We start from the raw sequence: 11,288 nt of genomic DNA, 5'->3' as shown, positions 1-11,288 counted from the left end.
TTAGCACGCTAAGTAATTGAGTAGATCTTATGATTCAAGACATCAACAGTTTGCGAGACCTTTCTCTGGCTGAAAAATTATCTCGTGTTGCTCGTTTGTGGAAAATGGTTGCAGATCGCGAGTTAGAGCCTTTAAACCTAACGTATCCGCGTTGGACTGCGTTATGGAAGCTTTATCGAATGGGTGACAACATCAGTCAGAAGCATTTGGCTGAAGCGCTTGAGATCGAGTTAGCGTCGTTGATGCGAACATTAAAATTATTAGAAGAGCAATCTCTGATCGTTCGCCATTGCTGTGAACACGATAAGCGAGCACGTATTGTTAGCCTCACAGAAGAGGGGAAAACCCTACTAAAGCAAATGGAGGCTCGAATTCTTCAAGTTCGAAGCAAGCTCCTAACGGACATCAACGACCAGGAACTTCAGCAGCTTTCATTGATTCTTGATCAGATTGCTCACAATGCGCTTGATTCACTTAGCGAATAAGTCAGAAAACCGAATAAAAAGAGAAGTAAACGCCTATGACTCCAGATCAAAAATTCGCACGTTGGATCAAATATTCTTGCGTCGCGTTTGTCCTTGTCTTTGCCTATTTTCTAGTTGCAGATCTCGCCATGCCGTTGACGCCTCAGGCAATGGCAACGCGTGTGGTAACTAAAGTGGCCCCCCGTGTGAGTGGGCAGATTACGCATCTTTATGTTGCCAACAACCAAGAAATAAGCCAAGGCGATCTACTATTTCAGATTGATCCCCAGCCTTATCAGCTCGCCGTAGAAAAGGCTCAACTTAACCTTGAGCGTGTGATTCAAAACAACGAACAACTTGATGCTTCTATTGCTGCGGCAAAAGCAGACGTTGAAGCGAGCAAAATCGTGGCGGAACAAAAAGTTCGCGAAGCAAAACGTCTTAATACCCTGTTTCACCGTAATGGTACTTCGCAACAGCAGCGCGATGACGCACAGAGCAGTGCAACGGCAGCTAAAGCGAACTTACTGGCCGCACGTGCTCGTTTAAAAGAGTTGGAAGTAAACCGCGGTGATTTAGGCGCGACGAATGTGAATATCCGCGTAGCGCAAAACCAGCTAAAACAAGCGGAACTTAATCTGTCTTACACTCAAGTCTCGGCGGAACATGATGGCGTTGTCGCTAACTTGCAGCTGGAGACGGGGGCCTATGCGGCAGCTGGTACACCTCTTGTCGCTTTAGTCTCCGATGACGTGGATATCATTGCCGACTTTCGTGAAAAGAGTTTACGACACTTTAATCAGAACAGCCGTGCGTTAGTGGCTTTTGATAGCTTACCTGGTGATGTATTTGAAGCTCGTATTACGAGTGTGGATGCCGGGGTCAGCTCGGGTCAATTCGATGCGGATGGTCGCTTAGCAACACCAACTGACTCAAACCGTTGGGTGAGAGATGCGCAGCGCTTACGTTTACATTTAGCTATCGATGAACCTCAGCAGCGCGCATTTCCAGCAGGGGCACGAGCAACCGTGCAGTTGTTGCCAGAAAACTCGTTATCTGGTTGGTTAGCGAGGTGCCAGATCCAATTCTTGAGTCTTCTTCATTATATTTATTAACGAGGAGGCGATATGAAGTTATGGGACCACCCCATGTCGGAAAACGACTTCCGTCAGTGTTTGCGCATTGCAACTGGTGCGACTATTGGTTTCACTTTATGTAAAGTATTTGGTTGGAACTATGGCGTATTCTTTACTGTAACCCCGATGCTGTTACTTGGAATGGTGCCAGTCATGAGTCTACATGCCGCACGACAACTGATTTTTTCAGCGGTTGTGTGTGGATTAGAAGTTGGGGTGCTTGGTGGGTTATTTGGTGGGCACCCAGGCATGATGACAATCATTGCATTCGGGTTGTTCCTATATAAATTCGCCTGTATGTCAAAAGGGAGCTTGTTCTTATTTGGAGCGAACAGCGTACTGAGCTTAAGCATCATGCTGCATTTTGCTAGTTATCCAACCACTGACTTAAATGACCTAATATTTAGCAACCTGCAAGCGAATGTTATTTCAGTGATCGTTGCTTATGTGGTGACATTTTTGATTCCCGATGCGGAACCTCGTCAGCCACCAGCGAAACCGTCGCAGCCTAAACAGAGTCATCGAATGCGTCATGAAGCCCTTATGGGGGCGAGTATCGCTACAATGTCTTTCCTTGTATTCCAGCTATTTGACCTCAGTGACTCTATGTCTGCTCAGGCGACAACCTTGCTTTTATTGTTTCCTATGCATTGGAACGGTGCTTTAGGGTATGCGCGAAAAAGAGCAATGGGAACCTTGATGGGGGTGACCTTTGGTATCGTCGGACAACTTGTATTATACGATTGGTCGGATACTTTATTGTTTATCGTCCCATTGCTTTGGATTGGGGCTATGATGTTCAGCTATATGCACGTGAAAGAATCTAGCGGTTCGGGAGCCGGATTTGGCGGCTTAACCACATTAGGCATTTTGTTCGGCCAATATCTTACTCCGGATGGTGACTTAATGTTCAGTGCGCTGTATCGCGTGAGCAGTATTTTGTTTGCTATTGTTGCGACGCTGCTTGTGACCTATACGGTTCACAGAATACTCAACAGCTTTGAGGCGACGCGCTTTAGCGAGCAGTAAGCTCAGACGTTACTGGTTAGAAAGGATTGCTCCAGTAACTCTGTTTTTAGTTCGTGAGTCATCTCAATGGAACTAGCAAACTTAATTCCAACTACCCATCCCTTCGCCAATTTCTTAATGTTGGCAATGACACATCGATTTTCTTCTCCGATATAGTGGCTTAACGGGCATTCGATGGTAACACTCTCACCCACGTTGAATTCGGGCTCAATCAAGGTTGATATACCAACACCTGCTAGAGAGAAATCGATAAGGCTACCGTCGTAGACATTCCCTGCATGAATAACGTTACAGTCCATTTGCAACTTGTAACGCTCATGTTCTCGAACTGGTTTGGTTGCAAATGTTCCTGGAATGCGGATAAACAAAAGGGGGGATGGTCGAACGGTCGTCGTCAGTACGCTGGACTTAAACGCAATGACATGGCCTAACTCCGTATCTGATACTCCACGCACGATGATATCGGCGTTGGGGAGTTTTCTCATCACTTGCTCTTCAAGCAAACGCATTGGTATATCAAGAATCAAATAAGCATTTTCTTTCATCCCAAGATAAGTGGTGGAATACGTATATTGATCCTTAGGCCCAAATTCGAAATTAGTAGAAAGTTTCATTCCCGGTTTGAGAAACCTATGCAGTTCATCTTTAGTATGAGTGGCTGGCATCACATTGGCGTTTTAATTTTTAGTTAAGCTGAGGCTATCAAAACGCCATTTTGTTATTAAGATAGTAAGGCATAAGTTTTTGTAAAATCATCGCTATCTGTGAAGTGGTGGGCGATAAGTTTGGCTCATTCCACCTTTCATAAAGATTTGGCTTGCCACAATACTGCCGCATGTGACCAACATCAGCGCTAACCAAGTGAGAGAATCTGGTTGTTCACCAAAAATTGGAACGGCAAGAAGTGTCGCGACGACTGGAGTTAATGAACCAAAAGCAGCGCTGGCTTCGGCACCGATGATCCTAATTGCATAAATGAAAGTGAAAGAAGCGATTAAACCTGCGCCAACACCTTGTAGCATCGCGTGGCCAAATAACTCCTCCCATGGCCACTGGCTGAACGGTGTTACCACCAAATAACTGTCTACCCACCCGAAACCAACGGCGATGATGAGTAGAGCCAAAGACGCGATTGCAACGAATCCTGCACAGACGTGTGCATTAAGATTAGCGACACGAGCGCTGATGGTGAAAGCAGCCCACATGATGCTGCCAGTTAGAAACAGGATATGCCCTTGCAACTGAGACCAGTTGTACTCTGCGCCGCTATTAGAAAGAAGGAATACGAAAATCCCTAACAACACCGTAGAAAGCCCGATTAAGCGGTGAGCACTCAGCGACTGTTGATAACAAAGTACCGCGATAGCAGAAACAAACAATGGCAAAGTGCCAGGTACTAATGCACTGCCGTGCGCCACGGGAGCGAAATGCATAGCCGTTCCGACGACCAGAAGATAGGGAAGGCCGCTTCCAACCACAACACCAACCAGGTAGCGTTTAGGCACCACGCGCAGCGACTGTTTATGCTTAATCACAAATGGTAATAAAATTATACTTGGGATTAGAAAGCGAACTAACGCGATATCGGCTGGCTGCAAGGCAGAAATTGCGCCCCCTTTTAAAGAAATAAAGAAACCAGACCAAAGCAGTAAGGTCGTTAATATAGCTGCGTATCCCAAGATCATTATCGACATGTCCATTTGTAAATGATGTGTTAATTGTTGAATAAAACTCTTGCCAAAGGGAGGCAAAGTTTGACGTAATTAGGCTTGATGTTGGTGATAAATTGCGTATAAATGTTAATTATTAGTGATTAAAGGCACGGAAGAATAAATGGATAAAATTGACAGGCAACTTATCAACCTAATGCAGAAGGATGCCACTTTGACAACTGCAGAACTTGCTGACCAAGTAGGGCTATCGGCATCACCTTGTGCAAGGCGCATTAAGCGTTTGGAGCAGGAAGGTGTAATTAGTAGTTATCGAGCTATTGTGTCCAGAGACACCGTAGGCATCGCGATGACTGTATTTGTTGAAGTGAGTTTAAATAACCACCAAGCTTCTTCGATTGATGAGTTTGAACATGCCGTTGTTGAGATGGATGAAGTGATCTCATGCCATGTCGTATCAGGGGCCTATGATTACCTGTTAGAGGTGGTCAGTAAAGATCTCGCTGGTTATGAAACATTTACTAGAAAGTTACAGCGATTAGAAAATGTGAAAGATATTCATACCCACCTGGCGATTAGACAAGTGAAAGGAAATGGCAGTTTGCCGATTTATGCATAAGAAAGATGAAATTTTTCGATAGACTTAAGATTGCCCACTATCATCGAAAGCGATATAGACAGTTTGGTAAAGACAGAGCCCGAACTCTGGGATGGGCAGATAAGTATAGTCAGATCAGCCGTTTTGAGGCGTTGTGCCGAGGGTTAACGTTAGACGGTTCAAGTATTTTAGATATTGGGTGCGGCTACGGAGACTTGTTAGCGTTTATCGAACTTATGGGGGGGCTTCCTCAAAGCTATATTGGCATTGATCAGCAAAAACAGTTTATCTCTGAAGCCAGAAAACGAGATTTTCGTACGCAAAGTAAGTTTATATGTGGCGACTTTTCAACGTTGGTATTGCCTCGTTGCGACTTTGTTTTTGCTTCCGGATCATTGAACTATCAATCCACCAACCCAAATCACACCATTGAAATGATTGAGAAAATGTACCGAGCGACAGAGAAAGGTTGTGTGTTTAACTTGTTGGATGAATCCAAACTACCCAGCATGAAAATGTTAGCGTCGCACAATAAAGAAGGTGTCTTTCGCTATTGTCGGTTGCTGTGTCCGAATACACGATTGATTGAGGGGTACTCCGAGCACGACTTTACGATTGCCATGATCAAAAAAGCGGAGTCCGTTTCCTGACTCCGCCTTATAAATTCTTAAGCCTTATTGGTTTTTGTATTGTGAGATTTCACAGTTACCTGTGTATCTATCAACCTTGAATGAGAAAGCGGCTGAATGGTATTCCCTCCCATCACTCCATATTGTTTCTCCGAAGATTTTACAAAGATCCAAATCACTGATTGAACCGAACTCTTTTACGTGCCTAACTACTGACAAAAACTTGGCTTTGGTAGCATTAGGACATTCCCTGTTACTTAATCGATTGATAACCATGTTTGTAGCATCATCTCCAGCCAAATGTGACTTTTTATTAAATTTTATTAATGGCTAAACTAACCAAAAAATGTCCATAAGTAAAGCATTAATGTGACGTATGTCTCTATAAATTGATTGTCTTGGTCATGGTTTAGTCAAGTTTGTCAAAGGGAACAATCCCATTATTTACATTTGATATTATTCACGACTAAGGAAAGATAAAAAGCACGAATAACGTCCAATATTGGAGTGAAAAACCAACATCGTCTATTCAAAACTGGCTCTGTTTTTACTTCGAAACATCTTGAGCGTATTGAAGTGCTCGAGCTTCTTTATCATAGACTTGTGACAGAGTTTGATATTGTGAAGAGAGGCGCTTGTAATCTTCAGCAAGTTCCAAAGCGTTGGTGTTATACCATTCCGCAGTTATTTGATTGGCTGTTTTGTTTGACTCGCGGCACTTTTGGGCCAGGATCTCCCACCCATTAGCTGACCATTGGGATTGTGTGCTCAATTTAAGCAGCTGATTCGCTTTAGTTGTGAGCTCTTCTTTGTATTGAATCGATGCTTTTAATTGCGCTTTGAACACATTTTGGTTCGACTTGGCACGCCAAAGTAGCACGAGCTCATGCAGTGAAAAGGTTTCGGACAATAACTGACGCTGTTTATGTTCGGTTAAAAGTGTATTGAATACCTCAACATGCTGATTGTAATTGGACTCTAAACGATTGAATTGGGTAAGATTGTCATTCCACGACGATGGGTTACATTGAATATTGGCGTGCCCCGTTATCGGGAACAGAAGAAATAGTAGTATCCAATTGAGTCTGTTGATCATTATTGCTCGCGTTAGTTGACCTGCTCTTTTGAGTATATACCCAAATTTCTACGACATGCGTGCTGCTGGTGGGATAAGAATAAAGAATGAAAAGGAAAAGGGCATGAAGAAAATTCTCGTCGCATTGATTGTCATGCTGTTGCTCGGCGGAGCGGGGGCTGGATACTATTTCTTCTTTATGCAGAAAGATGAACCTGAAGTACCAAAGGCTACACAAGTCGAGCAATCGTCACTGCAAAAAGAAACATCCAAACCGATTCTGGATTTAGAAGCCGTTCCCCCGGAAGTTACTGAGTACTACGTTATTGAGCGTCGTGTCAATGTTTACAACAAGCCTAACCCTAATGCTTTAGTTGTCGATACGCTCTATAAGGGAGAAAAAGTATCGGTGTTAGAAAAAGTAGATGGGTGGTACCGAATCTCCGGCTATCTTGTCTATGAAGAGGGTGGAGAAGAAAAAGCCGAATGGTTGAATGCTGAAGGGTTATCTGATGCAGAGCCAGTTATTAAAGAGCAAGAGCGCTTAGAGATATTGGATGAATACCTACAGAAGTCGGATGATTTAAAAGTTCACTTGGATATTTTCCGTAAGAAAACACAGCAATTGTTAGACGATGAAACCTGTGATCCGAGTGATTTTGAGGAGCTCGGAGGCTGGGTTCGTTCTGTGACGTTTAAAAAGCGCAACGTTTACTTCATCTATTGTGGCGGTTTGGAGCAAGAGAACAAGATCTACTTAGATGTTGATAAGGGCGATATTTTTTATCGATAACTCACCACCAATTACACTCGTTTTCTAAAGACGTTTTGATAAAAGCAATAACGATGCAAACCTGAAATCAGAGATTTATAACTTTTTAGTTGTGAACCATAATCAATAGGAATACTATCAACGAGTCAAGTGACCTAACTTGGCTCTTTGTGTTTTTAGTGAGTTCCTATGCCTTGGATTTACCTTAGAAAGTTGATTTTGCTGCTATTTGCAATGGTATTGCTACCAGTGCATGTATCTGCTGCGCAAATCGATCACAAGGCTCACGTACCGCACTTTTCTAAGCTACAACCTTTTGTAGCCGTAAGTGTATCGCCAAACTCTTCCGTCGATTTTTCTGAAGTTTCAGAAGAAAGTTCTCAATCTCCAGTATCTGAAGGCCATGCAAGTCTCGATTCCGTTGCTTTGTTTAACTCTCAGCGCTGGACGTCTTACTTACGGGAAGGGCTTGATGACGAGCATGTAGATTTTGTCGGCGATCTCACTACTCCGTTTTACGCTGATGCGGGTTACGCATACAGCTTGATGGACATTAACTGGCGTCACAACCAGTCCACATTTTATCATTTCACAAGCGATCATCGCATTTCTGGTTGGAAAGAGACCAATGCCATGTACGTCGCACTCAATAGTCAGTTTTCTGCCTAAACACCATCTATTTGCACCATTGTGCACTCTTAACACGACGATTGTATTCGACAGGACGTGAGCGTTCTGAGCATTTCATACCCTGAATTTATTCTGGGCGCATCTGTCGTGTGTTAAGCCTTGTTATTAAAAGCTTCACTTCATCGTGAAGGGATGATGTTTACATGAAAAAAACACCAAAGCAGCAAAAGAACAGAAAGCTGATGAATCACTACTCAGCTTGGAAATATGTAGTATTAATCACGACGGTCATTATTTTAACCCTAAGTGCTATACCAACTTGGTTTGGCGAACAGCCTTCTATCCAGTTGACGTTTGCGGATCAAAACAACAGTGAAATGTCGGTTGTTCATCTGAATCAACTGCTAAAAAACAACCATATTTCAGCCGACAAAATCATCGAAAAAGACGGCAAAACAACCATTGTATTCGATGGTGAAGATGCGCAAAGTAAAGCTCGTGCGTTGTTAAACAAAGAGCTAAATAAAGACGACAGCATCACTTTCTCATACGTATCGGTTGCGCCAGAATGGTTGAATGAGATGGGCTTTAGCCCAATTAAGCTCGGTCTTGACCTTCGTGGTGGCGTTCAGTTCTTGTTGAATGTTGATGTGAATAAAGCGTTTGAAGAGCAACGTGATGCGTTGATTGATGAAATCAAAGCGAATTTACGTGATCAACGTGTTCGTGGTGTGCAAGTTCGAGCAGAAAGCGGCAACCGAATTACGGTAAACAGTGACAGCGAGCAAGCATTGTCGGAAGTGAACAAGTTCTTGCGTCAAAATTACCCTGGCTGGATTTCAAAAAGTTCATCTCGTGGCTTTGTGCTTGAACCGAGTGAACAAAATATCCAAGAATTTCAATCCTCGACTCTTCAACAAAACCTGAAGATCATGCGTGGTCGTATTGAAGAACTTGGTATCACAGAGGCACTAGTGCAACGCCAAGGCAAAGAGAGCATTCGAATTGAGCTCCCTGGTGTACAAGATCCTGCTCAAGCGAAAAACGTTATTGGTGCAACAGCAAGCTTGGCGTTTTATGAAGTGAAAGATGCAAGCCAAGCACACAGCAGCCAAGATCTTGTTCTTCAAGATAATGACGGTCGTACTGTGATTTTGGCAAAACGACCAGTTCTAACGGGCGAGCACATCGTGAACGCTCGTGCTGGTGTCGACAAAATGGGCATGTCAGAGGTAAATATCTCTCTTGACCACGCTGGTGGTAAGAAAATGAGTGACTTCTCGGCAACTCACATCGGCAAGCCAATGGCGACCGTTTACCGTGAATACAAAACAAACGATCGCGGTGTAACTGAGCGTAGTGAGCGCGTTATCAGCGTCGCGACTATTCAATCTCAGCTTGGTAGCCAGTTCCGTATTACTGGGGCAGGTAGCATGGACGATGCGCAGCAGTTGGCGCTATTGCTTCGCGCGGGGTCACTGACCGCGCCAGTTACTATTGTGGAAGAGCGAACAATCGGTGCTTCTCTGGGTGCAGAAAACATTGAAAACGGTTTTGCAGCACTGGCTTTAGGTATGGGACTAACACTGACCTTTATGGCACTTTGGTACCGCCGCTTAGGTTGGGTAGCAAACGTGGCGCTTTGTGCCAACATGCTTTGTTTGCTTGGCTTAATCGCCTTGTTACCAGGAGCGGTTCTAACGCTTCCGGGTATTGCCGGTTTAGTGTTAACCGTCGGTATGGCAGTAGACACCAACGTTATTATCTTTGAACGTATTAAGGACAAAATGCGTGAAGGCCGCAGCTTCGCTCAAGCGATTGATCTTGGCTTTGACAGCGCATTCTCGACCATCCTTGATGCCAACATTACTACCATGATCACCGCCGTGATTTTGTACGCCATCGGTAATGGCCCAATCCAAGGCTTTGCCTTAACACTCGGATTAGGTTTGTTAACCAGTATGTTTACAGGCGTATTTGCCTCTCGAGCAATGATCAATTTAATTTGGGGCCGCGATGCCCGTCGTGATGTGAGGGTTTAATCATGGTCGAAATGCTAAAACAAAATATTCGTAAAATTCGCTACTTTACTACGCTAGTTTCCATCATTTTAACGGTGATCGCGATCGTCGCTCTAGGCTTTAAAGGGTTGAACCTAGGTTTGGACTTCACTGGCGGTATGGTGACAGAAGTAAAGGTAGATAAGCAGCTAACTAACCATGATCTGCTTGACGTTCTGCAACCAAAGCTTGGTGAATCTGCGTCAGTGACACGCTCTGGTGAAGATGGCCGTTGGGTGATTCGTTACTCTGCGCCGGAAGATGGACAAACGTTACCAAGTGTAGAAGAGGTGTTGAAGCCAATCTCTCACCAAGTTGATGTTGTCAGCAACAGTATAGTTGGCGCTCAAGTTGGCCAAGACTTGTTTGAACAAGGTGGCTTAGCATTGTTGATTTGTGTGTTGAGTATTCTCGGTTACTTGTGTTTCCGTTTTGAGTGGCGTTTGGCAAGCGGTTCACTGTTTGCTTTGGCTCATGATGTGATCTTAGTGCTTGGTTTCTTTGCAATTACTCAAATGGAGTTCAACTTAACCGTTTTTGCTGCTGTGCTGGCGATTTTAGGTTACTCATTGAATGACTCGATCATCATTGCAGACCGAATCCGTGAGCTGTTGATTGCGAAGCAGAGTTGGAAAACAGAAGACATCAATGACCAAGCTGTTATCGCGACGTTTTCACGCACCATGGTGACATCTGGTACAACACTGATCACCGTTGGAGCATTGTGGATTATGGGAGGAGCGCCTTTGGCTGGTTTCTCAACCGCGATGTTTATTGGTGTTCTGTCTGGTACATGGTCATCGATTTCGATTGGTACCGTGCTGCCAGAGTGGTTGAAACTGGAGCCGAAACATTATCTGCCTGTTGAGATCGACGCTGCGCCGTAGCATTATTTTTAAGGTAAAAGTGCTTGCGCCACTCATCTTGAGTGGCGCTTTTTTGTGCTTATTTCACGCGCATCAGACGATGTTTTACTCGTCCCAAATCGAACTCTAAGATCTGTGAGCGCTTCATTGCTTCGACTTTATTCAACATCGACTCTTGGTAGCCTTTCTTCTTCATCCACTGAAGAGGTACAGAGAAAGCATCTTCATTAACGACATAAGACTCGCCTTTATGCTCACCGCTATAGACGTTCACAACCCAAACTCGGGCTTGAAAGTCCAATACTTCACCCATGACTTTAGCGATTTTATTCAGAATATTTTTCATTGTTTCCAGTTTG

The 11,288-nt window shown here is 44.1% G+C and carries 13 protein-coding genes; 9 read left to right on the top strand and 4 right to left on the bottom strand.

Translation table 11 applies throughout. The features are described from left to right. Positions 1-29: 29 nt before the first annotated feature. The 3 genes from slyA to R7E47_RS04995 are packed head-to-tail and all read left to right on the top strand — an operon-like array spanning position 30 to position 2,629. Positions 30-485, top strand: a complete 456-nt coding sequence (slyA, locus tag R7E47_RS05005) for a transcriptional regulator SlyA (RefSeq protein WP_017635177.1) — start codon at positions 30-32, stop codon at positions 483-485. Between the two features lie 35 nt (positions 486-520). Continuing rightward, positions 521-1,579, top strand: coding sequence for an HlyD family secretion protein (locus R7E47_RS05000; protein ID WP_017635178.1), 1,059 nt, complete (start codon positions 521-523; stop codon positions 1,577-1,579). A gap of 12 nt (positions 1,580-1,591) precedes the next feature. Beyond that, positions 1,592-2,629, top strand: a complete 1,038-nt coding sequence (locus R7E47_RS04995; RefSeq protein ID WP_017635179.1) for a DUF2955 domain-containing protein — start codon at positions 1,592-1,594, stop codon at positions 2,627-2,629. A 2-nt stretch (positions 2,630-2,631) separates the two neighbouring features. On the opposite strand, the gene R7E47_RS04990 is transcribed toward R7E47_RS04995, so the two are convergent. Both R7E47_RS04990 and R7E47_RS04985 read right to left on the bottom strand, forming a co-directional pair. Next, entirely contained in the window at positions 2,632-3,294 is a 663-nt protein-coding gene (locus R7E47_RS04990; RefSeq protein WP_318083904.1) for a flagellar brake protein, read from the bottom strand. A gap of 93 nt (positions 3,295-3,387) precedes the next feature. Next, positions 3,388-4,314 (bottom strand): DMT family transporter, encoded by a 927-nt coding sequence (locus R7E47_RS04985; RefSeq protein WP_017635181.1) that lies wholly within the window; start codon positions 4,312-4,314, stop codon positions 3,388-3,390. Between the two features lie 148 nt (positions 4,315-4,462). Between R7E47_RS04985 and R7E47_RS04980 the strand changes: the two genes are divergently transcribed. Together R7E47_RS04980 and R7E47_RS04975 are read left to right on the top strand one after the other, a co-directional pair. After that, complete coding sequence (locus tag R7E47_RS04980; RefSeq protein WP_318083902.1) at positions 4,463-4,918, top strand: Lrp/AsnC family transcriptional regulator; 456 nt, start codon at positions 4,463-4,465, stop codon at positions 4,916-4,918. A 5-nt stretch (positions 4,919-4,923) separates the two neighbouring features. Further along, entirely contained in the window at positions 4,924-5,547 is a 624-nt protein-coding gene (locus R7E47_RS04975) for a class I SAM-dependent methyltransferase (protein WP_053304531.1), read from the top strand. 526 nt (positions 5,548-6,073) lie between these two features. On the opposite strand, the gene R7E47_RS04965 is transcribed toward R7E47_RS04975, so the two are convergent. Continuing rightward, positions 6,074-6,622 carry a hypothetical protein gene (locus R7E47_RS04965; protein ID WP_017635183.1) on the bottom strand — a complete coding sequence of 183 codons (549 nt, stop codon included), beginning with the start codon at positions 6,620-6,622 and terminating at the stop codon, positions 6,074-6,076. Between the two features lie 103 nt (positions 6,623-6,725). Here R7E47_RS04965 and R7E47_RS04960 point away from each other — a divergent pair, with 103 nt between their 5' ends. The 4 genes from R7E47_RS04960 to secF all read left to right on the top strand — a co-directional run bounded on the left by R7E47_RS04960 (position 6,726) and on the right by secF (position 10,950). After that, positions 6,726-7,394: an SH3 domain-containing protein gene (locus R7E47_RS04960; RefSeq protein WP_213969574.1), complete on the top strand. Its 669-nt coding sequence runs from the start codon at positions 6,726-6,728 to the stop codon at positions 7,392-7,394. 168 nt (positions 7,395-7,562) lie between these two features. Further along, positions 7,563-8,042: a hypothetical protein gene (locus tag R7E47_RS04955; RefSeq protein ID WP_005373572.1), complete on the top strand. Its 480-nt coding sequence runs from the start codon at positions 7,563-7,565 to the stop codon at positions 8,040-8,042. Between the two features lie 164 nt (positions 8,043-8,206). Then, positions 8,207-10,045 carry a protein translocase subunit SecD gene (gene secD, locus R7E47_RS04950; RefSeq protein WP_318083900.1) on the top strand — a complete coding sequence of 613 codons (1,839 nt, stop codon included), beginning with the start codon at positions 8,207-8,209 and terminating at the stop codon, positions 10,043-10,045. A 2-nt stretch (positions 10,046-10,047) separates the two neighbouring features. Then, positions 10,048-10,950: a protein translocase subunit SecF gene (gene secF, locus R7E47_RS04945; RefSeq protein WP_005373567.1), complete on the top strand. Its 903-nt coding sequence runs from the start codon at positions 10,048-10,050 to the stop codon at positions 10,948-10,950. Between the two features lie 58 nt (positions 10,951-11,008). On the opposite strand, the gene R7E47_RS04940 is transcribed toward secF, so the two are convergent. Beyond that, positions 11,009-11,275, bottom strand: a complete 267-nt coding sequence (locus R7E47_RS04940; protein ID WP_158155839.1) for a hypothetical protein — start codon at positions 11,273-11,275, stop codon at positions 11,009-11,011. Between the last annotated feature and the right edge of the window lie 13 nt (positions 11,276-11,288).

This window comes from Vibrio sp. Vb1026, assembly GCF_033338745.1.
Taxonomy (GTDB): domain Bacteria; phylum Pseudomonadota; class Gammaproteobacteria; order Enterobacterales; family Vibrionaceae; genus Vibrio; species Vibrio alginolyticus.
The sequence above is the reverse complement of the archived record's forward strand: the minus strand, read 5'-3'. Positions and strand labels throughout refer to the sequence as shown.